The sequence below is a fragment of the Agrobacterium sp. MS2 genome (assembly GCF_003261015.1).
In the GTDB taxonomy this organism is placed as follows: Bacteria; Pseudomonadota; Alphaproteobacteria; order Rhizobiales; family Rhizobiaceae; genus Agrobacterium; species Agrobacterium pusense.
On record NZ_QLNF01000012.1, the window covers coordinates 65949 to 90158 of the forward strand.

Annotated in this window: 35 protein-coding genes; 31 read left to right on the plus strand and 4 right to left on the minus strand. The window is 58.5% G+C overall.

The genetic code is table 11. The features are described from left to right. The first annotated feature begins 308 nt into the window (after positions 1-308). The 27 genes from rpsJ (at position 309) to rplQ (ending at position 15338) form a co-directional block, all read left to right on the plus strand. Positions 309-617 carry a 30S ribosomal protein S10 gene (rpsJ, locus tag DOU54_RS04875; protein ID WP_003507767.1) on the plus strand — a complete coding sequence of 103 codons (309 nt, stop codon included), beginning with the start codon at positions 309-311 and terminating at the stop codon, positions 615-617. Between the two features lie 168 nt (positions 618-785). Continuing rightward, entirely contained in the window at positions 786-1427 is a 642-nt protein-coding gene (rplC, locus tag DOU54_RS04880; protein WP_004442604.1) for a 50S ribosomal protein L3, read from the plus strand. Between the two features lie 12 nt (positions 1428-1439). Then, positions 1440-2060, plus strand: a complete 621-nt coding sequence (rplD, locus tag DOU54_RS04885; protein ID WP_003495173.1) for a 50S ribosomal protein L4 — start codon at positions 1440-1442, stop codon at positions 2058-2060. Further along, the gene (locus DOU54_RS04890) at positions 2057-2350 is read left to right on the plus strand and encodes a 50S ribosomal protein L23 (RefSeq protein WP_003521003.1); all 294 of its coding nucleotides are present in this window, start codon (positions 2057-2059) and stop codon (positions 2348-2350) included. Before rplD ends, DOU54_RS04890 begins: the two co-directional genes overlap by 4 nt. Positions 2351-2393: 43 nt before the next feature. Then, on the plus strand, positions 2394-3230 hold the full coding sequence (gene rplB, locus DOU54_RS04895; protein ID WP_003521004.1) for a 50S ribosomal protein L2: 837 nt from the start codon (positions 2394-2396) through the stop codon (positions 3228-3230). A gap of 15 nt (positions 3231-3245) precedes the next feature. After that, positions 3246-3524 carry a 30S ribosomal protein S19 gene (gene rpsS, locus DOU54_RS04900; RefSeq protein ID WP_003507772.1) on the plus strand — a complete coding sequence of 93 codons (279 nt, stop codon included), beginning with the start codon at positions 3246-3248 and terminating at the stop codon, positions 3522-3524. A gap of 2 nt (positions 3525-3526) precedes the next feature. Beyond that, complete coding sequence (gene rplV / locus DOU54_RS04905) at positions 3527-3916, plus strand: 50S ribosomal protein L22 (RefSeq protein ID WP_003521005.1); 390 nt, start codon at positions 3527-3529, stop codon at positions 3914-3916. Further along, positions 3916-4647, plus strand: coding sequence for a 30S ribosomal protein S3 (rpsC, locus tag DOU54_RS04910; protein WP_004442600.1), 732 nt, complete (start codon positions 3916-3918; stop codon positions 4645-4647). Before rplV ends, rpsC begins: the two co-directional genes overlap by 1 nt. A 38-nt stretch (positions 4648-4685) precedes the next feature. Continuing rightward, positions 4686-5099 carry a 50S ribosomal protein L16 gene (rplP, locus tag DOU54_RS04915; RefSeq protein ID WP_003495190.1) on the plus strand — a complete coding sequence of 138 codons (414 nt, stop codon included), beginning with the start codon at positions 4686-4688 and terminating at the stop codon, positions 5097-5099. 12 nt (positions 5100-5111) lie between these two features. Further along, complete coding sequence (gene rpmC, locus DOU54_RS04920; RefSeq protein WP_003495193.1) at positions 5112-5312, plus strand: 50S ribosomal protein L29; 201 nt, start codon at positions 5112-5114, stop codon at positions 5310-5312. Positions 5313-5323: 11 nt separating this feature from the next. Further along, positions 5324-5560, plus strand: coding sequence for a 30S ribosomal protein S17 (rpsQ, locus tag DOU54_RS04925; RefSeq protein ID WP_003495195.1), 237 nt, complete (start codon positions 5324-5326; stop codon positions 5558-5560). 234 nt (positions 5561-5794) lie between these two features. Beyond that, the gene (rplN, locus tag DOU54_RS04930) at positions 5795-6163 is read left to right on the plus strand and encodes a 50S ribosomal protein L14 (protein WP_003495199.1); all 369 of its coding nucleotides are present in this window, start codon (positions 5795-5797) and stop codon (positions 6161-6163) included. A gap of 12 nt (positions 6164-6175) precedes the next feature. Then, positions 6176-6484, plus strand: coding sequence for a 50S ribosomal protein L24 (rplX, locus tag DOU54_RS04935; RefSeq protein WP_003521006.1), 309 nt, complete (start codon positions 6176-6178; stop codon positions 6482-6484). Beyond that, complete coding sequence (rplE, locus tag DOU54_RS04940; protein ID WP_003495201.1) at positions 6477-7031, plus strand: 50S ribosomal protein L5; 555 nt, start codon at positions 6477-6479, stop codon at positions 7029-7031. Before rplX ends, rplE begins: the two co-directional genes overlap by 8 nt. A 33-nt stretch (positions 7032-7064) precedes the next feature. Next, positions 7065-7370, plus strand: a complete 306-nt coding sequence (gene rpsN, locus DOU54_RS04945; protein ID WP_004442591.1) for a 30S ribosomal protein S14 — start codon at positions 7065-7067, stop codon at positions 7368-7370. A gap of 12 nt (positions 7371-7382) precedes the next feature. After that, complete coding sequence (rpsH, locus tag DOU54_RS04950; RefSeq protein ID WP_004442588.1) at positions 7383-7781, plus strand: 30S ribosomal protein S8; 399 nt, start codon at positions 7383-7385, stop codon at positions 7779-7781. A gap of 43 nt (positions 7782-7824) precedes the next feature. After that, complete coding sequence (gene rplF / locus DOU54_RS04955) at positions 7825-8358, plus strand: 50S ribosomal protein L6 (RefSeq protein WP_003495204.1); 534 nt, start codon at positions 7825-7827, stop codon at positions 8356-8358. Between the two features lie 12 nt (positions 8359-8370). Beyond that, complete coding sequence (gene rplR / locus DOU54_RS04960) at positions 8371-8733, plus strand: 50S ribosomal protein L18 (RefSeq protein WP_003507787.1); 363 nt, start codon at positions 8371-8373, stop codon at positions 8731-8733. Between the two features lie 119 nt (positions 8734-8852). Further along, entirely contained in the window at positions 8853-9422 is a 570-nt protein-coding gene (gene rpsE / locus DOU54_RS04965; RefSeq protein WP_004442585.1) for a 30S ribosomal protein S5, read from the plus strand. 11 nt (positions 9423-9433) lie between these two features. Next, positions 9434-9640, plus strand: coding sequence for a 50S ribosomal protein L30 (gene rpmD, locus DOU54_RS04970; RefSeq protein WP_003495212.1), 207 nt, complete (start codon positions 9434-9436; stop codon positions 9638-9640). Between the two features lie 16 nt (positions 9641-9656). Continuing rightward, the gene (gene rplO / locus DOU54_RS04975; RefSeq protein ID WP_003521009.1) at positions 9657-10136 is read left to right on the plus strand and encodes a 50S ribosomal protein L15; all 480 of its coding nucleotides are present in this window, start codon (positions 9657-9659) and stop codon (positions 10134-10136) included. Between the two features lie 328 nt (positions 10137-10464). Beyond that, the gene (secY, locus tag DOU54_RS04980) at positions 10465-11805 is read left to right on the plus strand and encodes a preprotein translocase subunit SecY (RefSeq protein ID WP_004442582.1); all 1341 of its coding nucleotides are present in this window, start codon (positions 10465-10467) and stop codon (positions 11803-11805) included. Then, complete coding sequence (locus tag DOU54_RS04985) at positions 11802-12392, plus strand: adenylate kinase (protein WP_003507790.1); 591 nt, start codon at positions 11802-11804, stop codon at positions 12390-12392. The genes secY and DOU54_RS04985 overlap by 4 nt, the downstream gene beginning before the upstream one ends. Before the next feature lie 299 nt (positions 12393-12691). Then, a complete protein-coding gene (gene rpsM / locus DOU54_RS04990; RefSeq protein WP_003516122.1) occupies positions 12692-13060 on the plus strand; it encodes a 30S ribosomal protein S13 in 369 nt (122 codons plus the stop codon). A gap of 138 nt (positions 13061-13198) precedes the next feature. Then, positions 13199-13588, plus strand: coding sequence for a 30S ribosomal protein S11 (gene rpsK / locus DOU54_RS04995; protein ID WP_003495225.1), 390 nt, complete (start codon positions 13199-13201; stop codon positions 13586-13588). Between the two features lie 195 nt (positions 13589-13783). Continuing rightward, a complete protein-coding gene (locus tag DOU54_RS05000; RefSeq protein ID WP_003495228.1) occupies positions 13784-14794 on the plus strand; it encodes a DNA-directed RNA polymerase subunit alpha in 1011 nt (336 codons plus the stop codon). A 118-nt stretch (positions 14795-14912) separates the two neighbouring features. Beyond that, positions 14913-15338: a 50S ribosomal protein L17 gene (rplQ, locus tag DOU54_RS05005; RefSeq protein ID WP_003521014.1), complete on the plus strand. Its 426-nt coding sequence runs from the start codon at positions 14913-14915 to the stop codon at positions 15336-15338. Between the two features lie 82 nt (positions 15339-15420). Here rplQ and DOU54_RS27110 read toward each other — a convergent pair whose 3' ends face one another. The 3 genes from DOU54_RS27110 to msrP are packed head-to-tail and all read right to left on the minus strand — an operon-like array spanning position 15421 to position 17347. Next, entirely contained in the window at positions 15421-15741 is a 321-nt protein-coding gene (locus tag DOU54_RS27110) for a hypothetical protein (RefSeq protein WP_004442573.1), read from the minus strand. Then, positions 15738-16403 carry a protein-methionine-sulfoxide reductase heme-binding subunit MsrQ gene (gene msrQ, locus DOU54_RS05010; protein WP_113381311.1) on the minus strand — a complete coding sequence of 222 codons (666 nt, stop codon included), beginning with the start codon at positions 16401-16403 and terminating at the stop codon, positions 15738-15740. Before msrQ ends, DOU54_RS27110 begins: the two co-directional genes overlap by 4 nt. A 2-nt stretch (positions 16404-16405) precedes the next feature. Then, the gene (gene msrP, locus DOU54_RS05015; RefSeq protein ID WP_037092978.1) at positions 16406-17347 is read right to left on the minus strand and encodes a protein-methionine-sulfoxide reductase catalytic subunit MsrP; all 942 of its coding nucleotides are present in this window, start codon (positions 17345-17347) and stop codon (positions 16406-16408) included. Positions 17348-17659: 312 nt separating this feature from the next. Between msrP and ilvD the strand changes: the two genes are divergently transcribed. Both ilvD and DOU54_RS05025 read left to right on the plus strand, forming a co-directional pair. Further along, positions 17660-19495, plus strand: a complete 1836-nt coding sequence (gene ilvD / locus DOU54_RS05020) for a dihydroxy-acid dehydratase (RefSeq protein WP_006697627.1) — start codon at positions 17660-17662, stop codon at positions 19493-19495. Positions 19496-19946: 451 nt separating this feature from the next. Further along, entirely contained in the window at positions 19947-20948 is a 1002-nt protein-coding gene (locus DOU54_RS05025) for a serine hydrolase domain-containing protein (protein ID WP_107339401.1), read from the plus strand. Positions 20949-20953: 5 nt separating this feature from the next. On the opposite strand, the gene DOU54_RS05030 is transcribed toward DOU54_RS05025, so the two are convergent. Beyond that, positions 20954-21304 carry a lysozyme inhibitor LprI family protein gene (locus DOU54_RS05030; RefSeq protein ID WP_004442563.1) on the minus strand — a complete coding sequence of 117 codons (351 nt, stop codon included), beginning with the start codon at positions 21302-21304 and terminating at the stop codon, positions 20954-20956. Between the two features lie 169 nt (positions 21305-21473). Here DOU54_RS05030 and DOU54_RS05035 point away from each other — a divergent pair, with 169 nt between their 5' ends. Together DOU54_RS05035 and DOU54_RS05040 are read left to right on the plus strand one after the other, a co-directional pair. Further along, the gene (locus DOU54_RS05035) at positions 21474-22880 is read left to right on the plus strand and encodes a DegQ family serine endoprotease (RefSeq protein ID WP_022556525.1); all 1407 of its coding nucleotides are present in this window, start codon (positions 21474-21476) and stop codon (positions 22878-22880) included. Then, the gene (locus DOU54_RS05040; protein WP_022556524.1) at positions 22877-24193 is read left to right on the plus strand and encodes a replication-associated recombination protein A; all 1317 of its coding nucleotides are present in this window, start codon (positions 22877-22879) and stop codon (positions 24191-24193) included. The genes DOU54_RS05035 and DOU54_RS05040 overlap by 4 nt, the downstream gene beginning before the upstream one ends. Positions 24194-24210 lie beyond the last annotated feature (17 nt).

Consider the following 24210-nt stretch of genomic DNA (forward strand, 5'->3'; position numbering starts at 1 on the left):
CGACCGTTGAAATTCAGGCTGGCGGCGGTGCGAACAGCACCGCCGCCGGACTTTTGGTAAAAAGCCTGGCGGCGTTGCATTTTTAGTGCTTGAAAAATTCGGTGAAAGCGCGTAAACGCGCACTCACATTCACCGCTGGATTCGCAAGCGATTGCGGAACGCGATGTTTTTAGCAATACAGACTACTGAAATGATTGGGGTGCGACGCGCATTCCTCTCGATTTTTGAAAATCTGCGGCGCCACGATCAATAGAAGTTCATGTGTTTCCGCGTGCGGAAACGAATAACAAAGAACAAGGACAAGACGAATGAACGGCCAGAATATCCGTATCCGCCTCAAGGCGTTCGATCACCGGATCCTCGATGCCTCTACCCGTGAAATCGTGTCGACCGCAAAGCGCACCGGCGCCAGCGTTCGCGGCCCGGTTCCGCTCCCCACCCGCATCGAAAAGTTTACTGTCAACCGCTCTCCCCACGTTGACAAGAAGAGCCGTGAACAGTTCGAAATGCGGACGCACAAGCGTCTTCTCGATATCGTTGACCCCACCCCGCAGACTGTCGATGCCCTTATGAAGCTCGACCTCGCTGCTGGCGTTGACGTGGAAATCAAGCTCTAAGACCCGGCCCGAACCATTCAAGGTAAGGGCTGAAATAACAAGGAAGGTACGTGGAGCAATCCAACGACTTCCAAACCGGAGACCGGAAACATCGTGAGATGTCGAAGGGCACTCCTTAACAAAGGCCAGAGAGGGTTTTCCCTTCAAGGCTCGCAAGAGGATGAACCAATGCGTTCAGGTGTGATTGCACAGAAAGTGGGTATGACACGCGTCTATAACGACGCAGGTGAACATATCCCTGTAACAGTATTGCGACTGGATAACGTACAAGTCGTTGCCCAGCGCACGGAAGACAAGAATGGCTACACCGCAGTTCAGCTCGGTGCCGGCCAGTCCAAGGTCAAGAACACGACGAAGGCGCTTCGCGGTCACTTTGCCGCTGCCAATGTCGAACCGAAGGCAAAGCTCGTCGAGTTCCGGGTTTCCCCCGAGAACCTGATCGACATCGGTGCAACACTGACCGCAAATCATTTTCAGACCGGCCAGCTGGTCGATGTCACCGGAACCACGATCGGTAAGGGTTTCGCCGGTGCTATGAAGCGTCACAACTTCGGTGGTGGCCGCGCTTCGCACGGTAACTCGATCTCGCACCGTGCGCACGGTTCGACTGGTTCCAACCAGGATCCGGGTCGCGTCTGGAAGGGCAAGCGCATGGCTGGTCATATGGGCCAGACCCGCGTTACGACCCAGAACCTCGAAGTCGTTTCGACTGATGAAGACCGTGGCCTCATCCTCGTGAAGGGTGCAGTTCCCGGCTCGAAGGGTTCCTGGATCATCGTCCGCGACGCCGTCAAGTCGGCTGCGAAGTAAGGGAGCCTTATCATGGAATTGAACGTCAAGACCCTCGAGGGAAAAGACGCCGGCAAGGTTTCTCTGTCGGATGAGATCTTCGGCCTCGACCCCCGCCAGGACATTCTGGCCCGCATGGTTCGCTGGCAGCTTGCAAAGAAGCAGCAGGGAACCCACAAGTCCAAGAACCGGTCGGAAGTTTCCCGCACCGGCGCGAAGATGTACAAGCAGAAGGGTACGGGCCGCGCTCGTCACCATTCGGCTCGCGCACCGCAGTTCCGCGGCGGCGGCAAGGCCCACGGCCCGGTCGTTCGCAGCCACGCCCATGACCTTCCCAAGAAGGTTCGTGCGCTCGCCCTGCGTCACGCCCTGTCTGCAAAGCTGAAGGCTGAAGAACTGATCATCGTCGATCAGCTCGTCGCGTCCGAAGCAAAGACCAAGGCTCTGCTGGGCAGCTTCGCTTCGCTTGGCCTGACCAACGCTCTCGTTATCGGCGGCGCCGAACTTGATGGCAACTTCAAGCTCGCTGCTCAGAACATCCCGAACGTGGACGTTCTGCCGGTACAGGGCATCAATGTTTACGACATCCTGCGCCGTGGCAAGCTGGTGCTTTCCAAGGCTGCTGTAGAGGCTCTGGAGGAGCGGTTCAAATGACGGATCTTCGCCACTACGATGTGATCGTATCTCCTTCGATCACGGAAAAGTCGACGCTGGTATCCGAACAGAACCAGGTCGTATTCAACGTCGCCAAGAATGCTTCCAAGCCTGAAATCAAGGCTGCCGTGGAAGCTCTCTTCGGCGTCAAAGTCACGGCTGTGAACACGCTTATCCGCAAGGGTAAGACCCGTCGTTTCCGTGGGTTCGCCGGTAAGCTGAAGGACGTCAAGAAAGCCGTCGTCACGCTCGCCGAAGGTCAATCCATCGACGTGTCCACCGGACTCTAAAGGTTAGGCCCAAGCGGGCAAAGACCCAAAAGGGAACAATAAAATGGCATTGAAAAGTTTCAATCCGACCACGCCGAGCCAGCGCCAGCTGGTTATCGTGGACCGCGCTTCGCTCTACAAGGGCAAGCCGGTAAAGGCTCTCACCCAGGGCCTCAGCTCCAAGGGTGGCCGTAACAACCAGGGCCGGATCACCGTCCGTTTCCAGGGTGGCGGTCACAAGCGGACCTACCGTCTGGTTGACTTCAAGCGTCGCAAGTTCGACGTTGAAGGCACCGTTGAACGTCTGGAATACGACCCCAACCGCACCGCGTTCATCGCGCTGGTTACGTATACCGACGGCGAACAGGCTTACATTCTCGCGCCACAGCGTCTCGCTGCTGGTGACAAGGTGATCGCCTCCGACAAGGCAGTGGACGTGAAGCCCGGCAACACCATGCCGCTTCAGTACATTCCGGTCGGTTCGATCATCCACAACGTCGAGATGAAGCCGGGCAAGGGCGGTCAGATCGCTCGCTCCGCCGGTACGTATGTCCAGCTCGTCGGCCGCGATGCCGGCATGGCCATCCTGCGTCTCAACTCGGGCGAACAGCGTCTGGTGCACGGCTCCTGCCTCGCATCGATCGGCGCTGTTTCGAACTCTGACCACGCCAACATCAACGACGGTAAGGCCGGTCGTTCCCGTTGGCGCGGCAAGCGTCCGCACGTTCGCGGCGTCGTCATGAACCCGGTCGACCACCCGCACGGTGGTGGTGAAGGTCGCACGTCGGGTGGTCGCCATCCGGTTACTCCGTGGGGCAAGCCCACGAAGGGCAAGCGCACCCGTTCGAACAAGTCGACCGACAAGTTCATCATGCGCTCGCGCCATCAGCGTAAGAAGTAAGAGAGGTAGTCACTAATGGCTCGTTCAGTATGGAAAGGTCCGTTTGTTGACGGCTATCTTCTCACCAAGGCTGAGAAGGTGCGCGAGAGCGGACGTAACGAAGTAATCAAGATCTGGAGCCGTCGCTCCACGATCCTGCCGCAGTTCGTTGGTCTGACCTTCGGCGTCTACAACGGCAGCAAGCATGTGCCCGTCTCCGTTAACGAAGACATGGTCGGACACAAGTTCGGTGAATTCTCTCCGACCCGTACCTATTACGGTCACGGCGCGGACAAGAAGGCAAAGAGGAAGTAATCATGGCGAAGGCTAAGACCGAACGCCGGCTGAAGGACAACGAGGCTCAGGCCGTTGCCCGTACGCTCCGCGTCAGCCCCCAGAAACTGAACCTGGTTGCCGCTCTTATCCGTGGCAAGAAGGTTGATCGCGCTCTCGCCGAGCTCGAATTCTCCCGCAAGCGCATTGCAGGCACCGTCAAGAAGACGCTGGAATCTGCAATTGCCAATGCGGAAAACAACCACGACCTCGACGTCGACGCTCTCGTCGTCGCCGAGGCCTATGTTGGCAAGTCCATCACCATGAAGCGTTTCCACGCTCGTGGCCGTGGTCGTGCTTCCCGCATTGAAAAGCCGTTCGCTCACCTCACGATCGTTGTTCGTGAAGTCGAGGAAAAAGGGGAGGCCGCATAATGGGTCAGAAAATCAATCCGATCGGCTTCCGCCTCGGCATCAACCGTACCTGGGATAGCCGCTGGTACGCTGACACCGCAGAATACGGCAAGCTGCTGCATGAAGACCTGAAGATCCGGGCTTACCTGATCAAGGAACTCAAGCAGGCCGGTATTGCAAAGGTCGTCATCGAGCGTCCGCACAAGAAGTGCCGCGTCACGATCCACTCGGCTCGTCCGGGTCTGATCATCGGCAAGAAGGGTGCAGACATCGAGAAGCTTCGCAAGAAGCTTTCCGAGATGACCAACTCCGAAACGCACCTCAACATCGTTGAAGTGCGCAAGCCGGAAATTGACGCGACGCTGGTTGCCCAGTCGATCGCTCAGCAGCTCGAGCGCCGCGTGGCTTTCCGCCGTGCGATGAAGCGTGCTGTTCAGTCCGCAATGCGTCTTGGCGCCGAAGGCATCAAGATCACCTGCGGCGGCCGTCTTGGCGGTGCTGAAATCGCTCGTACCGAATGGTACCGCGAAGGTCGCGTTCCGTTGCACACGCTGCGTGCGGACATCGACTACGGCACGGCTGAAGCTGAAACCGCATTCGGCATCTGCGGCATCAAGGTCTGGATCTTCAAGGGCGAAATCCTTGAGCACGATCCGATGGCTTCTGAGCGTCGCGGTCTCGAAGGCGACGCACAGGGCCCTGCAAGCCGTGAGCGTGGCGATCGTGGCGATCGTCGTCGCGAAAACGCTTGATTGACGCTGGCGAAAGATAAGCTCGGAGAAGTAAGAAAATGTTGCAGCCAAAGCGTACTAAGTACCGTAAGCAGTTCAAGGGACGCATCAAGGGCGTCGCCAAGGGCGGCTTTGACCTGGCATTCGGTGAATTCGGCTTGAAGTCGCAGGAACCGAACCGCGTCAATGCACGCGAGATCGAAGCGGCCCGCCGCGCGATCACGCGTTACATGAAGCGCGCAGGTCGCGTGTGGATCCGCGTATTCCCCGACGTTCCGGTTACGGCAAAGCCGACCGAAGTTCGTATGGGTAAGGGCAAGGGTTCGGTCGATTACTGGGCATGCAAGGTCAAGCCCGGTCGTATGATGTTCGAGATCGACGGTGTGTCCGAGGAGATCGCCCGTGAGGCGCTTCGTCTCGGCGCTGCCAAGCTCTCGGTCAAGACGCGCTTCGTACAGCGCATCGCAGAGTAAGGAGCAAGGCACATGAAAGCCGATGAAGTTCGCGGCCTCAGCGCCGACCAGCTCAAGGACAAGCTCGCCGATCTGAAGAAGGAGCAGTTCAACCTGCGTTTCCAGAAGGCAACTGGTCAGCTGGAGAAGTCCTCGCGCATCAACGAAGTCCGCAAGGATATCGCCCGCGTTAAAACCATTGCCCGCCAGAAGGCGGCAGAAGCCAAGGCCTAAGGAAGAATAATATGCCGAAACGCATTCTGCAGGGCGTCGTTGTGTCCGACAAGAACGAGAAGACTGTCGTAGTTCGTGTTGAGCGTCGATTCGCTCACCCGCTGCTTCAGAAGACCGTTCGTCGTTCGAAGAAGTACAAGGCACACGACGAAAACAATCAGTATAAGGTCGGCGATGTCGTTTCCATCGAGGAATGCGCACCGATCTCCAAGGACAAGCGCTGGACGGTCGTTTCCGCCCAGGCTTAATTTCATCAGAATCGTGCCGGGTGTCTTGCACTTGGCGCGAATTCCTGTATGAAGCAGCGCAAGGACGCTCGTGACCCGGGCGTCTTTTGCTTTGATGCGCACGGAAGGTCCTTCGGGAAACCACCCTGTCACGATTTTTCCGCGCAAAAAAAGAGATATTCATAAGCTGGAGCAGGGGGCTCGCTCGGGAGAGTTTGCCCAACCGTTCCGGTAACAACAAGAAGGCGACCTGACATGATTCAGATGCAAACAAACCTCGACGTGGCGGATAATTCCGGCGCACGTCGTGTCATGTGCATCAAGGTGCTGGGCGGCTCGAAGCGCAAATATGCTTCTGTTGGCGACATTATTGTCGTTTCCATCAAGGAAGCTATTCCGCGCGGCCGCGTCAAGAAGGGCGACGTGATGAAGGCGGTTGTCGTGCGCACCGCCAAGGACATCCGCCGCGCTGACGGCAGCGTCATCCGTTTCGATAACAACGCAGCCGTTCTTATCGACAACAAGAAAGAGCCCATCGGCACCCGTATCTTCGGACCGGTTCCGCGCGAACTTCGCGCCAAGAACCACATGAAGATCATCTCGCTGGCTCCGGAAGTACTGTAAGGAGCGTATGCGATGCAGAAAATTCGTAAAGGCGACAAGGTTGTCGTATTGACCGGTAAGGACAAGGGCCGTACCGGCGAAGTAATCCAGGTTTTGCCGAAGGAAGACCGGGCCGTTGTGCGTGGCGTAAACATGGTGAAGCGTCACCAGCGCCAGACCCAGGCCCAGGAAGCCGGCATCATCAACAAGGAAGCATCCTTGCACATCTCCAACATCGCCATCGTCGACAAGGATGGCAAGCCGACCCGCGTTGGCTTCTCGGTTGTGGATGGCAAGAAGGTCCGCGTGGCCAAGCGTTCGGGAGAAGTGATCGATGGCTGATAAGTACGAGCCGCGTCTCAAGACGGAATACGTTTCCCGTATCCGTGGCGCCATGCAGGAGAAGTTCTCCTACGCAAACGTCATGATGATCCCGAAGCTTGAAAAGATCGTGATCAACATGGGCGTTGGCGAAGCGACTGCCGACTCCAAGAAGCCCACGATCGCTGCCGGTGACCTGGCTGCGATTGCCGGCCAGAAGCCGGTCGTTACCCGCGCTCGCAACTCGATCGCTGGTTTCAAGGTTCGCGAAGGCATGCCGATCGGTGCGAAGGTTACCCTTCGTGGCGCCCGCATGTACGAATTCCTTGATCGTCTGGTCAACATCGCGCTGCCGCGCGTTCGCGACTTCCGGGGCCTGAACCCGAAGAGCTTTGACGGCCGTGGCAACTTCGCCATGGGCATCAAGGAACACATTGTGTTCCCTGAGATCAACTACGATAAGGTTGATCAGATGTGGGGCATGGACATCATCGTTTGCACGACGGCGACGTCGGACGACGAAGCTCGGGCTCTGCTTACAGAGTTCAACTTCCCGTTCCGTCACTAACCGTAACGACGAGCGTAGAAAAGGAACTCCGATATGGCGAAAACAAGCGCAGTTGAAAAGAACAAGCGCCGCCGCAAGTCGGTCGCCCAGCAGGCCAGCAAGCGCGCGGCCCTCAAGGCGATCGTGATGAACCAGTCCCTTCCGATCGAAGAGCGGTTCAAGGCCACCCTGAAGCTCGCTTCGCTGCCGCGTGACGGCTCGAAGACGCGTATCCGCAACCGCTGCGAAGTAACGGGCCGTCCGCGCGCGTTCTATCGCAAGCTCAAGATGTCGCGTATCGCGCTTCGTGAGCTGGGCAATTCCGGCAAGGTGCCGGGCATTGTCAAGTCGAGCTGGTAAGGAGACGGGCACATGACCATGACTGATCCTTTGGGTGATATGCTCACCCGCATCCGCAATGGTGCTGCTCGCCGTAAGTCTTCGGTAAGCACGCCTGCTTCCAGCCTCCGCGCACGCGTTCTCGACGTGCTGCAGTCTGAAGGCTACATTCGCGGTTATTCCAAGGTCGATTTCGAAAACGGCAAGTCCGAATTCACCATCGAGCTGAAGTACTACGAAGGCGCGTCCGTGATCCGTGAGATCGGCCGCGTTTCCAAGCCGGGCCGCCGGGTTTATGTCTCGGTAAAGTCCATTCCGCAGGTCGCGAACGGCCTCGGCATCACCATCCTTTCGACCCCGAAGGGCGTGATGGCCGATCACCAGGCTCGCGAACAGAACGTTGGTGGCGAGGTTCTTTGCTCGGTCTTCTAAGACTCGAGCAAGGATCTCCATAACGAACAGACAGGATTGAATAATGTCTCGTATCGGTAAAAAGCCCGTTCCGGTTCCCGCAGGTGTGACGGCCAATGTCGACGGCCAGAAGGTTACTGCTAAGGGCCCGAAGGGTGAACTGTTTTTCGTCGCTAACGACGACATTCAGCTGAAGCTCGAAGATAACGGCGTTTCCGTAACGCCGGCTAACGGCACCAAGGAAGCTCGTTCGAAGTGGGGCATGTCCCGCACGATGATCGAGAACATCTTCAAGGGTGTTAAGGACGGCTATGAGCGCAAGCTCGAAATCAACGGCGTTGGTTACCGTGCCGCCATGCAGGGCAAGAACCTGCAGCTGGCTCTCGGTTTCAGCCACGACGTTGTTTACGAGCCTCCGGTCGGCATCACCATTGCCGTTCCGAAGCCGACGGAAATCATCGTTTCCGGCATCAACAAGCAGCAGGTTGGCCAGGTTGCCGCGGAAATCCGCGAATACCGCGGTCCCGAGCCCTACAAGGGCAAGGGCGTAAAGTACGCTGAAGAGCGTATTGTACGCAAAGAAGGCAAGAAGAAGTAAGGATCACGCGAAATGGCTAGCAGGAAAGAAGCACTTGCACGTCGCGCGAGCCGTGTGCGCCGCCAGATCAAGGCGGTTGCCAACGGCCGCCCGCGCCTGTCGGTTCATCGCTCGTCGAAGAACATCTACGCCCAGATCATCGATGACGTTGCTGGCAAGACGCTTGCGTCTGCCTCCACGCTCGAAGCCGATCTGCGCGGCTCGCTCAAGACCGGCGCCGACGTTGCAGCAGCAGCTGTTGTCGGCAAGCTGGTTGCCGAGCGCGGCGTCAAGGCTGGCGTGAAGGATGTTGTATTCGACCGTGGCGCGTTCATCTATCACGGCCGTATCAAGGCTCTGGCAGATGCAGCCCGCGAAAGCGGCCTGAACTTCTGATTTTTTTCCGCCCGGACATCGATCCGGGCGGAATTTCACCGGACCATGCGGATCTCGTCTTCGGGGCCGCTGGTCTTTTCGTTTGCCGTTCCACCCGTAAAAGAAAAAGGACAAGGACAATGGCACAGGATAAAAGAGGTTCCCGCGAAGAGCGTCAGAACCGCGAAGAGCGCGATAGCGAATTCGTCGACAAGCTGGTCGCGATCAACCGCGTTGCAAAGGTTGTTAAGGGTGGCCGTCGTTTCGGTTTCGCCGCTCTCGTCGTCGTTGGCGACCAGAAGGGCCGCGTTGGTTTCGGTCACGGCAAGGCTCGTGAAGTTCCGGAAGCGATCCGCAAGGCAACTGAAAGCGCAAAGCGCGATCTGATCTTCGTTCCGCTGCGCGATGGTCGCACGCTGCATCACGACGTCAATGGCCGTCACGGCGCAGGCAAGGTTCTGCTGCGTTCGGCCAAGGCCGGTACCGGTATCATCGCCGGTGGTCCGATGCGCGCCGTTTTCGAAACGCTCGGCGTTCATGACGTTGTTGCAAAGTCGACCGGTTCTTCGAACCCGTACAACATGGTTCGCGCGACGTTCGACGCTCTGAAGCATCAGGTTCATCCGAAGGACATCGCTGCACAGCGCGGTCTGAAGTATGCGACCCTTCAGGCTCGTCGTGCCGCCTCCGGCAACGCTTCTGAAGAATAAGGAGCTGGATCATGGCCAAGAAAACTACTGAAGCCAAGAAGACTGTTACGGTCGAACAGATCGGCAGCCCTATTCGCCGCCCGGCAATCCAGCGTCAGACGCTGGTGGGTCTGGGTCTCAACAAGATGCATCGTCAGCGTACCCTGGAAGACACTCCGGCGGTTCGCGGCATGATCCGTGCGGTCCAGCATCTCGTTCGCGTCGTTGACGAGAAGTGAGACGGAGTAACCTATCATGAAACTCAATGAAATCAGAGACAACGAAGGCGCCTCCAAGGATCGTATCCGCGTAGGTCGCGGTATCGGTTCCGGCAAGGGCAAGACCGGTGGTCGCGGTGTGAAGGGTCAGAAGGCTCGTTCGGGCGTCGCCATCAACGGCTTCGAAGGCGGTCAGATGCCCATCTACCGTCGTCTGCCGAAGCGCGGTTTCAACAACATCTTCGCTTCCGAATATGTTGTCGTATCGCTCGGCCGCATTCAGACCGCCATCGACGCCAAGAAGCTTGACGCTTCCGCAACGATCGATGCTGCTGCTCTCAAGGCTGCCGGCGTTATCCGCCGCGCCAAGGACGGCGTTCGTATTCTCGCCGACGGCGAGCTGAAGGCTAAGGTCGCTTTCGAAGTGGCCGGTGCTTCCAAGCCCGCAATCGAAAAGATCGAAAAGGCTGGCGGCTCGATCAAGCTTCTCGCAGTTGCAGCAGAAGCCGCCGAGTAATATATAGACTTCAGGCGCCCGGGGCTTGTCGCTCCGGGCGTTTGCGCTCCCTGGCCACTGTTGCTTTCGATCTAAATCGATTTATAGAGCATCAGGGAAATCTCTTCGCGGTGTGCTTCCTTGGCCCCGCTTGCGGCAGAAAGTGCTGCAGGGAGAGCCTCACAGTTCTTGAACTTCCATAGGGGAGGGGATAGGACATAAAAAACAGGGTGAGGCATGATGGCGGCGCAGAGCCGCGTTTGTCCGAAGCCCGGTTTTGACCAGTATCTTTTAGACCTTTCCGCATCGGCCGGTTGCGCTGGCTGGCAAGGGTCATTCGGAGAAATTTATGGCTTCAGCAGCGGAACAACTGGCTTCGAACCTGAATTTTTCGACCTTCGCTAAGGCGGAGGATCTGAAAAAGCGTCTCTGGTTTACTCTTGCCGCACTTCTCGTCTACCGTCTCGGCACCCATATTCCGCTTCCGGGCCTGAACCCTGAAGCCTATGCGCAGGCCTTCCGTGGCCAGGCCAACGGTATTCTCGGTCTTTTCAACATGTTTGCGGGTGGCGCTGTCGAGCGCATGGCGATTTTCGCCCTCGGCATCATGCCTTACATCTCCGCTTCGATCATCGTGCAGCTCATGACCTCGGTCGTGCCTTCGCTCGAAGCGTTGAAGAAGGAAGGCGAAGCCGGCCGCAAGATCATCAACCAGTACACCCGTTACGGCACGGTGCTCCTCGGCACGCTGCAGGCCTATGGTATTGCGGTCGGCCTCGAAAGCGGTAACGGCCTTGTCGTTGATCCGGGCTGGTTCTTCCGCATTTCCACCGTCATCACGCTGCTTGGCGGCACGATGTTCCTGATGTGGCTCGGCGAACAGATCACCTCGCGCGGTATCGGCAACGGTATTTCGCTGATCATCTTCGCGGGCATTGCCGCCGGTCTGCCCAAGGCCCTGGCCGGCACGCTGGAACTCGGCCGCACCGGTGCGCTTTCGACCCCGCTCATCCTGACGGTCGTCGTCGTTGCAATCGGCGTCATTGCCCTTATCGTCTTCGTGGAGCGTGCGCAGCGCCGTCTGTTGATCCAATATCCGAAGCGACAGGTCGGGAACCGCATGTTCCAGGGCGATACCTCGCACCTGCCGCTGAAGCTTAACACGGCCGGCGTCATTCCTGCGATCTTCGCATCGTCGCTGCTGCTTCTGCCGGCAACGGCTGCAGGCTTTGCGGGTAACACTAACCTGCCAACCTGGGCGACCTCTATCATCGCCTCGCTGCAACACGGCCAGCCGCTGTTTATGGCGCTTTATGGCCTGCTGATTGCTTTCTTCGCCTTCTTCTACACGGCGATCGTATTCAATCCGAAGGATACGGCTGACAATCTCAAGAAGCATGGCGGCTTCATTCCGGGCATCCGTCCGGGCGAGCGCACTGCGGAGTACATTGATTACGTTCTGACCCGCATCACTGTGGTCGGCGCGATTTATCTGGTCTTTGTCTGTATCCTTCCTGAGACACTTATCGCACGTACGGGCATTCCATTAGCCCTTGGTGGTACTTCGCTTTTGATCGTTGTCAGTGTAACTCTGGATACGGTTGCGCAGATTCAGGGTCACCTGATCGCCCAGCAGTATGAAGGTCTGATCAAGAAGTCGAAGTTGCGTGGAGGAAAGAGGGGACGATGAGACTGATATTTTTGGGTCCGCCGGGTGCGGGCAAGGGAACCCAGGCCAAGCGGCTCACTGACAAGTACGGGATCCCCCAGCTTTCAACCGGTGACATGCTGCGCGCTGCGGTCAGCGCGGGCACCGAAATCGGCAAGCGCGCCAAGGCCGTCATGGACGCCGGCGGGCTGGTATCCGACGATATCGTCAATCAGATCGTTTCCGAGCGTATCGAAGCTCCTGACTGTGCCAAGGGCTTCATTCTCGACGGTTATCCGCGCACCGTTCCGCAGGCGAAGGCGCTTGCCGACAACATGCGCAAGAAGAACCTGGTGCTCGACGCCGTCATCGAACTCAAGGTGGACGAAGAGGCTCTGATTCGCCGAATCGAAAATCGCGTGGCTGAAACCATTGCCGCCGGCGGTACTGTTCGCTCTGACGATAATCCGGAAGCTTTCCGCAAGCGCCTGACGGAATATCGCGAAAAGACTGCGCCGCTGTCCGCTTATTACAGCGAGCAGGGCGAGCTGGTGACGCTGGATGGCATGGCAGATGTCGATGCCGTCACCGAGGCCATCGAGCGCGTTCTCGAGAAAGCCTCTGCCTGATCGAAGGAATGAATGGGTGAGGACTGCGGTCTTGCCCATCTTCCTTTTCGAAAGGCGGCTGATCCCTTGGATCGCAAAAGAATCTTGGCGGAGCCGGTTGCTTTTTTGCGCTGATTCCGTTAAACACCGCGCCAACTCGCGACATCCCAAGCGACTGGCGCGGATTTCCCTTAGGGAAGGGAGATCCGGGTTCGGTCGTTTTGACTTGTCACGGACATCAATTTGAACTGGCGGTCTTGTCGGCCGCTCGAATGGAATCACCACTTGCCGGATGGCAACTGGAACCAAGGAGAAAAGACGTGGCACGTATCGCTGGCGTCAACATCCCGACTGCGAAGCGCGTTGTTATTGCGCTGACCTACATTCACGGGATTGGTCCGAAATTCGCGCAGGAAATCATGGACAAGGTCGGTCTTCCGGCTGACAAGCGCGTTCATCAGCTGACGGATGCTGAAGTTCTTCAGATCCGCGAAGCCATCGACCGCGACTACCAGGTCGAAGGCGACCTGCGTCGCGAAACGTCGATGAACATCAAGCGTCTGATGGACCTCGGTTGCTACCGCGGCCTGCGTCACCGTCGTGGCCTTCCGGTCCGCGGTCAGCGCACGCACACCAACGCCCGCACCCGCAAGGGTCCGGCGAAGGCTATCGCTGGTAAGAAGAAGTAATTTTCCGGTTCTCCGGAAAGGGGAGGCTGGTGCAGTCCGCGCCAGCCTTTCTGAGTTTGGCGAAAAGCTCGGTTACGGGCTGATTGCCGGTGTAGCCGCTGGTGTTACGGCGGTGAAGAGATCAATGAAAGGTATAAAATGGCCAAGGAAGCCGCACGCGTCCGTCGTCGCGAACGCAAAAATATCACGTCTGGCGTCGCGCACGTCAATTCGACCTTCAACAACACGATGATCACCATCACCGACGCGCAGGGCAATGCTATTGCCTGGTCGTCCGCTGGTGCCAAGGGCTTCAAGGGTTCGCGTAAGTCGACCCCGTTCGCTGCCCAGATCGCTGCTGAAGATTGCGCGAAGAAGGCTCAGGAACACGGCATGAAGTCGCTTGAAGTTGAAGTTTGCGGTCCGGGTTCCGGCCGTGAATCGGCACTTCGCGCCCTGCAGGCTGCCGGTTTCATGATCACTTCCATTCGCGACGTGACGCCGATCCCGCACAACGGTTGCCGTCCGCGCAAGAAGCGCCGCGTCTGACGCGACCGTGGTTCGGAAATTCCGCCTTACCTCAGGTCTGGCGGAATTTTCGTGTATCTGGCGTGTGCGCGTCGATTTCGATCGGCGGACTTGCGCTCAAGAACCCACCGATGAACCGCTGAATTTGGTTCCTCTCGGTGTTTTCATGCTCGGTCCGTCACGATTGGATGGTGGCGGCGAACGGAAGGTTTAAAGATGATTCAGAAGAACTGGCAGGAACTTATCAAGCCGAACAAGGTCGAGTTCACCTCGTCCAGCCGCACCAAGGCAACGCTCGTTGCCGAGCCGCTGGAGCGTGGTTTCGGTCTTACCCTCGGCAACGCGCTGCGTCGCGTTCTGTTGTCTTCTCTGCGCGGCGCCGCTGTTACGGCCGTGCAGATCGACGGTGTCCTGCACGAATTCTCCTCCATCCCCGGCGTTCGGGAAGATGTGACGGATATCGTGCTCAACATCAAGGAAATCGCCATCAAGATGGATGGCGACGATTCCAAGCGCATGGTCGTGCGCAAGCAGGGCCCGGGTGCCGTGACCGCTGGTGACATCCAGACGGTTGGTGACATCGAGATCCTGAACCCCGACCACGTGATCTGCACGCTCGACGATGGCGCTGAAATCCGCATGGAATTCACCGTCAACAACGGCAAGGGTTACGTACCGGCTGAGCGCAACCGCGCGGAAGATGCCCCGATTGGCCTCATTCCGGTGGACAGCCTCTATTCTCCGGTCAAGAAAGTGTCCTACAAGGTTGAAAACACCCGTGAAGGCCAGGTTCTCGACTATGACAAGCTGATCATGACGATCGAGACCAACGGTTCGGTTTCCGGCGAAGACGCCGTTGCCTTCGCCGCTCGCATTCTTCAGGACCAGCTGGGCGTCTTCGTCAACTTCGACGAGCCGCAGAAGGAAGCAGAAGAAGAATCGGTTACGGAACTCGCGTTCAACCCGGCGCTTCTCAAGAAGGTCGACGAGCTCGAGCTGTCGGTTCGTTCGGCAAACTGCCTGAAGAACGACAACATCGTTTACATCGGCGACCTGATCCAGAAGACCGAAGCCGAAATGCTCCGCACGCCGAACTTTGGTCGCAAGTCGCTGAACGAAATCAAGGAAGTTCTCGCTTCCATGGGTCTGCACCTCGGCATGGAAGTGCCGGCATGGCCGCCTGAGAACATCGAAGATCTCGCAAAGCGTTACGAAGACCAGTACTAACAAACAAGAAGGCAGACCTCAAAGACTGCCTTTCCCCGTCAAACAGCAGGTAAGTCACCTGCATGTGCCAGGAAACGGCAGGCCTTAAAGAAGGAACCTGCGTAGAAGGAGAATAGCAATGCGCCACGGTAATTCAGGCCGCAAGCTCAATAGAACCGCCAGCCACCGCAAGGCAATGTTTGCCAACATGGCTGCTTCGCTCATCACCCATGAGCAGATCGTCACCACGCTTCCGAAGGCGAAGGAAATTCGCCCGATCGTTGAGAAGCTCGTCACTCTCGGCAAGCGCGGCGACCTGCACGCTCGTCGTCAGGCGATTTCGCAGATCAAGGATCAGGACGCTGTTCGCAAGCTGTTCGACGCGATCGCAGCACGTTACGCAAACCGTAACGGCGGCTACCTGCGTATCATGAAGGCCGGCTTCCGCCAGGGCGACAATGCCGCTCTCGCCGTCATCGAATTCGTCGAGCGCGACGTTGACGCCAAGGGCGCAGCCGACAAGGCTCGCGTTGCCGCTGAAGCTGCTGCTGCCGAAGCTGCATAAGGTTTGATGCCTTTCGGGTGTCATGAGTTAAAATGCCGGGCGAGAGATCGCCCGGCTTTTTTGTTTGCGTTGTTTTCTGTGTTTAAGGCTGGCGATCGGGCGAATATTGGCTGATTTGACGAATAAGATCGGCAAGTGGCGCCATCAGGGCGACACGGTCCGAAGCATGATGAGCCAGCCAAAGCTTTTGCAGGTCTTCTTCATTGATCTCGCCATTCTCAATGTGTTCGAGAAGCTTTGATAGTGCGTTCCGATGACCGCTGTTCATCGTCCGGGCAATATCAGTGGGGGCGAGAGCCATCCCCATTGCCATGATGCTGAAAATCTCTGAAACAGCCGCTTGACTGGAGCCGGCAATTTTAGGGCGTTGCGAGGTTTTCGGGTTTTGGTCCGTCGGTTTCATGTTTTTGACGGGCGTTGCTGTGCATTGCCAACGGCGCGTCTTCCCCGCTTCCGCGCCATGATCGTCGGCCGCACCAGCCGATAGCCGAGCAATACCACCATGGTGCTGATATAAAACACCGGCTCCAGCGTGATCGATTTTCGCGCCAGCACGAAATGCAGCACGCCGACGATGAGGACGAGATAGACGAGTTTATGCAGCGTGTTCCAGCGGCTTCCGAGCTTGCGGATGGACCACCGGTTGGAAGTGAGCGCCAAGGGCAGGAGCATGACGAGCCCCGCCATGCCGAACATGATATAAGGCCGCTTCAGGATATCACCAGCGATGGAACTGAAGACGAGGCCACGGTCCAGCACCAGATAGACGGTAAAGTGCGCCAATACGTAATAAAAGGCAATCAGGCCCAGCGCCCGACGATAGGCGATGAGGTTGATGTTGAAGAGATCGCGTAGCGGCGTCACCAGCAGGCCTAGACAGAGGAAGCGAAGCGCCCAGATGCCAAGGAGGTGTTCGAAATCCTTGACCGGGTTGAAGCCGAGGCCTCCGGTTGCGGCGAGGTAGAAATACCAGACGCCGGGAGCAAGGCCGATGACATACAGCGACCAGATGGCCGCCGGTTGGTAACGCTTCGGCAGAGAGGGTAAGGTGAAGGCGAAAGCCATGGTCAATAATTCGCCTTCAGGTCCATGCCGGCGTAGAGGCTCGCTACTTCATCGTAGCCATTGAACATCAGGGTAGGGCGGTTCTGGGTGCCAAAGAAGCCGCCTTCGCCGATGCGCTGCTCCGTCGCCTGGCTCCAGCGGGGATGGTCCACATGTGGATTGACGTTGGAATAGAAGCCGTATTCGCGGGCGTTGGAATTTTTCCAGGTCGTTTCCGGCTGTTTCTCGACAAGCGAAATGCGGACGATGGATTTGATGCCCTTGAAGCCGTACTTCCACGGCACGACAAGCCGGATCGGTGCGCCGTTCTGGTTCGGCAACGTCTCGCCATAAAGGCCGACGGCAAGGATGGTCAGGGGATGGCGGGCTTCATCGAGGCGCAAACCTTCGACATAGGGCCATGAAAGGGGCTGGAACAGGCCGCTCTGTCCGGGCATTTCCTCTGGCCGCACCACCGTCTCGAAGGAAACATATTTCGCGCTGCCCAGCGGTTCGACTTTGTCGAGCAGGCTTGTAAGTGGGAAGCCGATCCATGGAATGACCATCGACCAGCCTTCGACGCAGCGCATGCGGTAGGTGCGTTCCTCAAGCTGATATTTCATCAGCTCTTCGATGCCGAATTCCTGTGGCTTGGAAACGAGGCCATCCACTTTCACGGTCCAGGGTGTGGGTTTGAACTTGCCGGAATTTTCCTTGGGGTCGGATTTGCCGACGCCGAATTCGTAGAAGTTGTTGTAGCTGGTGACGGCATCAAGCGGCGTGAGTTTTTCATCCAGCTTGTAAGCGCCGGGTTTCGCCGCGAGCGGAGCAGCAACCGCCTCACGGCCCGCAAGCCCTATTGCCGCAAGGCCCGCCGCTGTGCCGAGGAAGCCGCGTCTGGAAAGGTAGATGTTTTTCGGCGTGATTTCGCTTGCCGAAATATGGGGCGGACGATAGGCGGGCATTGGAACCTCCACAAAAGCCGGGTGCATCGGCGATAAATCGATTATGATAGCCAATACGGCCGCTGCACAGATATGTTTCAATCTGCTGCGGAAAAACAGCGCCGGGCAGACGGAAATCGCGCATTTGTGATAGGCCGTCGTCCGCTCGCCCGCGTTAAGGGAAAGGCGTACCGTACCGAACCGTACTGTTTTGCCCTAAGGTGACAGTGACAGCGCTTGCGGTTTGCGTTAGAAACACCGCAAAATAGGGCAGAGGCAGCTTCCACCGCGTTGCGGGCAGGCGCGCTTCGCCCCGAGATTGAGGAAAACACCATGCCAGCCTATCGCTCAAGAACGACAACCCACGGCCGCAACATGGCGGGCGCGCGCGGCCTTTGGCGCGCCACCGGCATGAAGGACAGCGATTTCGGCAAGCCGATCATCGCTGTCGTCAATTCCTTCACGCAGTTTGTGCCCGGCCACGTCCACCTCAAGGATCTCGGCCAGCTGGTTGCCCGTGAAATCGAGGCGGCCGGCGGTGTTGCCAAGGAATTCAACACCATCGCGGTCGATGACGGCATCGCCATGGGCCATGACGGCATGCTTTATTCGCTGCCCTCGCGCGAGATCATTGCTGACTCGGTCGAATATATGGTCAATGCCCATTGCGCCGATGCCATGGTGTGCATTTCCAACTGCGACAAGATCACCCCCGGAATGTTGAATGCTGCCATGCGCCTCAACATCCCCGCCGTCTTCGTGTCCGGTGGTCCGATGGAAGCGGGCAAGGTTGTCCTGCATGGCAAAACCGTCGCGCTCGATCTGGTCGACGCCATGGTGGCTGCCGCCGATGACAAGATTTCTGACGAGGACGTCAAGGTTATCGAGCGATCGGCCTGCCCGACCTGCGGTTCCTGTTCCGGCATGTTCACCGCCAATTCAATGAACTGTCTGACCGAGGCGCTGGGCCTGTCTCTGCCCGGTAACGGCTCGACGCTTGCCACCCATTCGGATCGCAAGCGACTTTTCGTCGAGGCCGGTCATCTGATCGTCGATCTGGCCCGCCGTTATTACGAGCAGGAAGACGAAACCGTTCTGCCGCGGACCATCGCCAACAAGGCGGCGTTTGAAAACGCCATGTCGCTGGATATCGCCATGGGCGGCTCCACCAACACGGTGCTGCATATTCTGGCTGCCGCGCACGAGGGGGGGGTGGATTTCACCATGGAAGACATCGACCGTCTTTCCCGCAAGGTTCCGTGCCTTTCGAAGGTCGCGCCCGCCAAGCAGGACGTTCACATGGAAGACGTTCACCGCGCTGGCGGCATCATGCGCATTCTCGGCGAGTTGGAGCGCGGCGGTCTGATCAACCGCGATACCTACACGGTGCATGAAGCGACGCTGGGTGACGCCATCGACCGCTGGGACATCACCCGCACCAACAGCGAGACGGTGCGTGAATTCTTCAAGGCGGCCCCCGGCGGCGTGCCGACGCAGGTTGCCTTCAGCCAGTCCTCGCGCTGGGACGATCTGGATACCGACAGCGACAATGGCGTCATTCGCTCGGTCGAGAAACCATTCTCCAAGGATGGTGGTCTTGCCGTGCTTTACGGCAACATCGCGCTCGACGGCTGTATCGTGAAGACGGCAGGTGTTGATGAGTCCATCCTGAAATTCAACGGCCCGGCGGTCGTTTACGAAAGCCAGGACGCGGCGGTTAAGGGCATTCTCGGCAACGAGGTCAAGGCGGGCGACGTCGTCGTCATCCGTTATGAAGGTCCTAAGGGCGGCCCGGGCATGCAGGAAATGCTCTATCCGACCAGCTACCTGAAATCCAAGGGCCTCGGCAAAGCCTGCGCGCTGATCACCGACGGTCGCTTCTCTGGTGGCACCTCAGGCCTTTCCATCGGCCACGCCTCGCCGGAAGCGGCACAGGGCGGCGCCATCGGCCTCGTGCGTCAGGGTGACCTGATCGAGATCGACATTCCGAACCGCACGATCAACCTGAAGGTTTCCGATGCGGAGCTGGCCTCGCGCCGGGCCGAGCAGGAAGAGAAGGGCTGGAAGCCGGAAGCACCGCGCAAGCGCAATGTCACAACGGCGCTGAAGGCCTATGCGGCCTTTGCGTCGAGCGCAGACAAGGGTGCTGTGCGGATATTGCCGGAGTAATCCTGTCGCAGAGTGGGCTGGAAGGTTACGCCTGATGCGTCGCTTTCTTCCCGGAGTGCTCGAAGAGCAATACAAGCACGCTTCGTCACCCCGGAACCGATCCGGGGTCCAGCGCGATCAAGTCCTTGATCGCAAGAGACTCTTCTTACGGCGCAGACGAGCCGTGCCTGATGCCGGATCAAGTCCGGCAGGGCGGAGGAGAAAGCTCTCCACCTCCATTTAAGTTGAGCCGCTCTCTGAGCGGCTTTTTGCTGTCTGAATTTGGAGTGAATTCGGCTCACAAACAGATTCAATTACTTCGCGGGATGATTCCTGGTATCCCTTCAACGTTTTGTTTTTCCATCGTAAATGTGGAGCTGACTGCAGATTGTTTCTGGCGTGGCAGTCACATTGGAGTGATGTTCGTCCAGCGACCCTTTTCCAGAAAGCAGCGATGCCTAACTTCATCACCATGAAAAGACGAACCGCACTCGCCCTCATGGCATCGCTACCCTTCGCCTCACTTGCCCGTGCCCAGAGCGCCGGGAACAACGTCCGTTTCGATCCGTTGCTGAGGGAGGCGGATGCACTGTCCAGCCTCAAGACCGTCATTGTCAGCATCGATGGCGAGGAGATCGCTAGCCGCGCCTATCATGGTGCCGGTTTGAACGGCTCCACCAATATCAAATCGGCCTCAAAATCGATCATCTCCGCGTTGGTCGGCATGGCGATTGATCGCAAGATTCTCCAAGGTGCGGACCAGCCGATCGCGACCATTCTGCGCGGTGAATTTCCGCAAAACCCCGATCCCCGGCTGGAGCGGATCACCGTCGGTAACCTCCTGTCAATGCAATCCGGTCTGGAGCGCATGTCCGGGCCGAATTACGGCCGTTGGGTCGCCAGCCGCAACTGGGTGCGGATGGCCTTGGGGTCGGGTTTCGCCGGAGAGCCGGGTGGCGGCATGCTTTATTCCACGGCGTCGACACATCTGCTGTCGGCGATATTGACGAAGGCATCCGGCCGTTCGACGCTTTCTCTTGCCCGAGACTGGTTTCGGCCCCTGGAAGGGTTTTCCATCGGCGGCTGGGAGCGCGATCCGCAGGGCATCTATCTCGGCGGCAACCAGATGGCGATGACCGCGCGGTCGCTGCTGGCCTTCGGCGAGCTTTACCGCAGAGGCGGCGTGACACCCGGTGGTGAGCGGTTGATTTCACAGGACTGGATCGAGCAATCATGGCGACAGCGCACCAATTCGGTCTTCAACGGCGACGGTTACGGTTATTGCTGGTTCATCAGGGAGATGGCGGGCGAGACGGTCTATTATGCCTGGGGTTATGGCGGGCAGATGCTGTACATCGCGCCGGCAAAACGACTGTCCGTCGTGATGACCTCTCGTGAAGACGCGCCATCGGCCCGAACCGGTTATCGCGACCAGCTGCATGGCCTCATGGAGAACGTCATCCGCGCGGTATGATCGGGTCAGAGCGGCCGGTTGATGCTCTGAAATGCCTCGCCGAGACGTTTCATGCGCTCCTCATAGGCGCCGGTAAGGCAGGCAACGTCGGCTGCGCATTCCTGGCGCTTCTTCAGCCACTGGCTCTGCTCGTCGCGCAACGTGTCGCGGGCACCCATGGCCATCAGCTGGGTTAGGATATCGAAGGTGGTGGCCATCTTCACGTCCTGATCGTTCAGGGCGCGGTTGTCGCAGATGGCCTTTTCATCGGCTGCGAGATCGGATTTCGTGCAGTCGAAACTTGCAGCACCGGCCGTTGAGAGGAGCGAGGAAGCAAAAAGGATGCCGCAGGCGAGGAGGGGCTTTTTCAAATGCATGGCTTGTCTCTGTTAAGGACTGCTGGTGCGGATGAAACCAAAATACGCCTTTGCTGGTTCCATCAGCGGAAGCCGCCGTGCCTGAAACCCACGGTCATCATCTTGCCGCTCTTTGCTTTACAGGCTTTGACGTTATAACTCCATCATACTGATGACGATGAGGAATCACATGCGAAGCGTGTTGAAGTATCTGTCCACCGGCTTTCTCGCCGCGCTTATTCTCCTGCCAGCGGGTGCCCGGGCGCAGGACAACAGGACCGTGCCGTCCAGCCACACGGAAATGCAGCTTTCCTTCGCGCCGCTGGTCAAGCGCACCGCCGGCGCGGTGGTGAATGTCTATGCCGAACGCATCGTGCAGCGGCGGTTGTCGCCCTTCGCCGGTGATCCCTTCTTCGAACAGTTTTTCGGGCAGCAAATGCCGAACCGCACGGAAAAGCAGTCGTCGCTCGGTTCAGGCGTCATCGTCACAGCCGGCGGTCTCGTGGTGACCAACAATCATGTCATTGACGGTGCTGACGACATCAAGGTGGCGCTTGCGGATGGGCGCGAATTTTCCTCCAAGGTTCTCATGAAAGATGACCGGGTCGATCTTGCCGTGCTGCAGATCGATGCCAAGGAGCAGTTCCCGGTGCTGCCGCTCGGCAATTCGGACAAGATCGAAGTCGGCGATCTGGTGCTGGCGATCGGTAACCCCTTCGGCGTCGGTCAGACGGTGACGAGCGGCATCGTCTCGGGCCTTGCCCGCAACCAGGTGACGCAGGGCGATTTCGGCTTCTTCATCCAGACCGACGCCTCCATCAACCCGGGCAACTCCGGCGGCGCGCTGATGAATATGGCTGGCGAGCTGATCGGCATCAACACTGCCATCTTCTCCAAGGGCGGCGGCTCGAACGGCATCGGTTTCGCTATTCCGGCCAATCTGGTCCGGGTTTTTGTGGCTGCTGCTGAACGGGGCGATGCGAACTTCCAGCGGCCCTATATTGGCGCGACCTTCGATCCCGTCACTTCGGATGTCGCGGAGGCGCTTGGCCTGCATCGCGCCCGGGGAGCGCTGGTCGTCAGCGTTGTCAAAGGCAGCCCCGCGGAAAAGGCCGGCATAGAGCCGGGCCAGGTGGTGACTGCGGTCAACGGATTGGAGGTGGAGCATCCCGATGCGCTCGGTTACCGCCTGACCACGGCCGGCATAGGCAAATCTGCTGAACTGACCGTCATGGACAAGGGCAAGGAAAAGAAGCTGACGATTGCACTTGACATTGCGCCCGAAACCGCTCCCCGCGACGAACGGCTGATCGAAGGCCGCAATCCGTTCGCCGGCGCGACCGTTGCCAATCTTTCGCCGAAGCTTGCTGACGAATTGCGCATGCCCTCGCAGGTCACGGGTGTCGTCATCACCGATGTGAAGCGTGGCTCGCCGGCTTATCGTGTCGGTTTTCTGCCGAAAGATGTGATCCTTTCATTGAACGGCGCAGATATCGGCTCCACGGCCGCTGTCGAAAAGGCGCTGGATGACAATCCTGGTTTCTGGCGGGTGGAAATCCTGCGTGACGGGCAGCGTATCCGGCAGTTCCTCCGATGAGCGACGATCTCTTCGCCCCGCAAGTGCCGGTGGAGGTCGCCAACCGGCGGCCTCTCGCCGATCGCCTGCGCCCGAAGACGCTGGCGGAAGTAAGCGGGCAGCCGCATCTGACGGGCGAGGAGGGCGTTCTGCGCCGCATGATCGATAGCGGCTCGCTGGGGTCGATGATCTTCTGGGGGCCGCCAGGCACTGGCAAGACGACGGTCGCCCGACTGCTTTCCGGCGAGGCGGGGCTGGCTTTCGAACAGATATCAGCGATCTTTTCCGGCGTCGCCGATCTCAAGAAGGTTTTCGAAGCGGCGCGTGCAAGGCGCATGAACGGTCGCCAGACCCTGCTTTTCGTCGACGAAATTCACCGTTTCAACCGTGCGCAACAGGACAGTTTTCTGCCTGTCATGGAGGACGGCACCATTATTTTGGTGGGTGCGACCACCGAGAATCCCTCGTTCGAACTGAATGCCGCTCTGTTGTCGCGGGCTCGTGTCCTGACATTTCGGTCGCATGACGAGGACAGTCTCAGCGAGCTTCTGAAGCGCGCGGAGGAGGCGGAGCAGAAGCCCCTGCCACTGACGGAGGATGCACGTGCAAGCTTGGTCCGCATGGCCGATGGCGACGGTCGCGCGGTGTTGACGCTTGCCGAAGAAGTCTGGCGCGCGGCGCGGAAAGATGAAACCTTCGACACGGAAGGGCTCACGCGCATCGTGCAACGCCGTGCGCCCGTCTACGACAAGAGCCAGGACGGCCACTACAATCTCATTTCCGCGCTGCATAAGTCGGTGCGTGGATCGGACCCGGATGCAGCACTTTATTATCTCGCCCGCATGTTTGATGCCGGCGAGGACCCGCTCTATATCGGCCGGCGGCTGGTGCGCATGGCGGTGGAAGATATCGGCCTTGCAGATCCGCAGGCGCTCGCCGTCTGCAATGCTGCCAAGGATGCCTATGATTATCTTGGTTCACCGGAGGGTGAACTTGCGCTGGCGCAGGCCTGCGTCTACCTCGCCACCGCTCCGAAATCGAATGCCGTCTATACCGCCTTCAAGGCTGCGATGCGCGCCGCGAAGGAAAATGGCTCGCTTGTTCCGCCCAAACACATCCTGAATGCACCGACCAAGCTGATGAAGGGCGAGGGATATGGTGACGGCTACCGTTACGATCATGACGAGCCGGACGCTTTTTCGGGTCAGGATTACTTCCCGGAAAAAATGGGGCGGACCACCTTTTACGATCCACCGGACAGAGGTTTCGAACGCGAAATCCGCAAACGTCTCGACTGGTGGGCGAAACTGCGTCGCGAGCGGGAATCGCGTTAGCCCTCATCTTCACAAAA

Bases quoted from the DNA above. Each gene is read 5' to 3' on its own strand.
- rpsJ (WP_003507767.1), top strand. From the start codon at position 309: ATGAACGGCCAGAATATCCGTATCCGCCTCAAGGCGTTCGATCACCGG.
- rplF (WP_003495204.1), top strand. From the start codon at position 7,825: ATGTCTCGTATCGGTAAAAAGCCCGTTCCGGTTCCCGCAGGTGTGACG.
- rplO (WP_003521009.1), top strand. From the start codon at position 9,657: ATGAAACTCAATGAAATCAGAGACAACGAAGGCGCCTCCAAGGATCGT.
- rpsH (WP_004442588.1), top strand. From the start codon at position 7,383: ATGACCATGACTGATCCTTTGGGTGATATGCTCACCCGCATCCGCAAT.
- rplR (WP_003507787.1), top strand. From the start codon at position 8,371: ATGGCTAGCAGGAAAGAAGCACTTGCACGTCGCGCGAGCCGTGTGCGC.
- rplP (WP_003495190.1), top strand. From the start codon at position 4,686: ATGTTGCAGCCAAAGCGTACTAAGTACCGTAAGCAGTTCAAGGGACGC.
- DOU54_RS05030 (WP_004442563.1), bottom strand. From the start codon at position 21,304: ATGCATTTGAAAAAGCCCCTCCTCGCCTGCGGCATCCTTTTTGCTTCC.
- rplX (WP_003521006.1), top strand. From the start codon at position 6,176: ATGCAGAAAATTCGTAAAGGCGACAAGGTTGTCGTATTGACCGGTAAG.
- rplE (WP_003495201.1), top strand. From the start codon at position 6,477: ATGGCTGATAAGTACGAGCCGCGTCTCAAGACGGAATACGTTTCCCGT.
- rpsQ (WP_003495195.1), top strand. From the start codon at position 5,324: ATGCCGAAACGCATTCTGCAGGGCGTCGTTGTGTCCGACAAGAACGAG.
- DOU54_RS05000 (WP_003495228.1), top strand. From the start codon at position 13,784: ATGATTCAGAAGAACTGGCAGGAACTTATCAAGCCGAACAAGGTCGAG.
- DOU54_RS04890 (WP_003521003.1), top strand. From the start codon at position 2,057: ATGACGGATCTTCGCCACTACGATGTGATCGTATCTCCTTCGATCACG.
- rpmC (WP_003495193.1), top strand. From the start codon at position 5,112: ATGAAAGCCGATGAAGTTCGCGGCCTCAGCGCCGACCAGCTCAAGGAC.
- rpmD (WP_003495212.1), top strand. From the start codon at position 9,434: ATGGCCAAGAAAACTACTGAAGCCAAGAAGACTGTTACGGTCGAACAG.
- secY (WP_004442582.1), top strand. From the start codon at position 10,465: ATGGCTTCAGCAGCGGAACAACTGGCTTCGAACCTGAATTTTTCGACC.
- DOU54_RS05040 (WP_022556524.1), top strand. From the start codon at position 22,877: ATGAGCGACGATCTCTTCGCCCCGCAAGTGCCGGTGGAGGTCGCCAAC.
- DOU54_RS04985 (WP_003507790.1), top strand. From the start codon at position 11,802: ATGAGACTGATATTTTTGGGTCCGCCGGGTGCGGGCAAGGGAACCCAG.
- DOU54_RS27110 (WP_004442573.1), bottom strand. From the start codon at position 15,741: ATGAAACCGACGGACCAAAACCCGAAAACCTCGCAACGCCCTAAAATT.
- rpsS (WP_003507772.1), top strand. From the start codon at position 3,246: ATGGCTCGTTCAGTATGGAAAGGTCCGTTTGTTGACGGCTATCTTCTC.
- DOU54_RS05035 (WP_022556525.1), top strand. From the start codon at position 21,474: ATGCGAAGCGTGTTGAAGTATCTGTCCACCGGCTTTCTCGCCGCGCTT.
- rplC (WP_004442604.1), top strand. From the start codon at position 786: ATGCGTTCAGGTGTGATTGCACAGAAAGTGGGTATGACACGCGTCTAT.
- DOU54_RS05025 (WP_107339401.1), top strand. From the start codon at position 19,947: ATGAAAAGACGAACCGCACTCGCCCTCATGGCATCGCTACCCTTCGCC.
- rpsN (WP_004442591.1), top strand. From the start codon at position 7,065: ATGGCGAAAACAAGCGCAGTTGAAAAGAACAAGCGCCGCCGCAAGTCG.
- rplD (WP_003495173.1), top strand. From the start codon at position 1,440: ATGGAATTGAACGTCAAGACCCTCGAGGGAAAAGACGCCGGCAAGGTT.
- rplQ (WP_003521014.1), top strand. From the start codon at position 14,913: ATGCGCCACGGTAATTCAGGCCGCAAGCTCAATAGAACCGCCAGCCAC.
- rplN (WP_003495199.1), top strand. From the start codon at position 5,795: ATGATTCAGATGCAAACAAACCTCGACGTGGCGGATAATTCCGGCGCA.
- rpsE (WP_004442585.1), top strand. From the start codon at position 8,853: ATGGCACAGGATAAAAGAGGTTCCCGCGAAGAGCGTCAGAACCGCGAA.
- ilvD (WP_006697627.1), top strand. From the start codon at position 17,660: ATGCCAGCCTATCGCTCAAGAACGACAACCCACGGCCGCAACATGGCG.
- msrP (WP_037092978.1), bottom strand. From the start codon at position 17,347: ATGCCCGCCTATCGTCCGCCCCATATTTCGGCAAGCGAAATCACGCCG.
- rplV (WP_003521005.1), top strand. From the start codon at position 3,527: ATGGCGAAGGCTAAGACCGAACGCCGGCTGAAGGACAACGAGGCTCAG.
- rpsC (WP_004442600.1), top strand. From the start codon at position 3,916: ATGGGTCAGAAAATCAATCCGATCGGCTTCCGCCTCGGCATCAACCGT.
- msrQ (WP_113381311.1), bottom strand. From the start codon at position 16,403: ATGGCTTTCGCCTTCACCTTACCCTCTCTGCCGAAGCGTTACCAACCG.
- rpsK (WP_003495225.1), top strand. From the start codon at position 13,199: ATGGCCAAGGAAGCCGCACGCGTCCGTCGTCGCGAACGCAAAAATATC.
- rplB (WP_003521004.1), top strand. From the start codon at position 2,394: ATGGCATTGAAAAGTTTCAATCCGACCACGCCGAGCCAGCGCCAGCTG.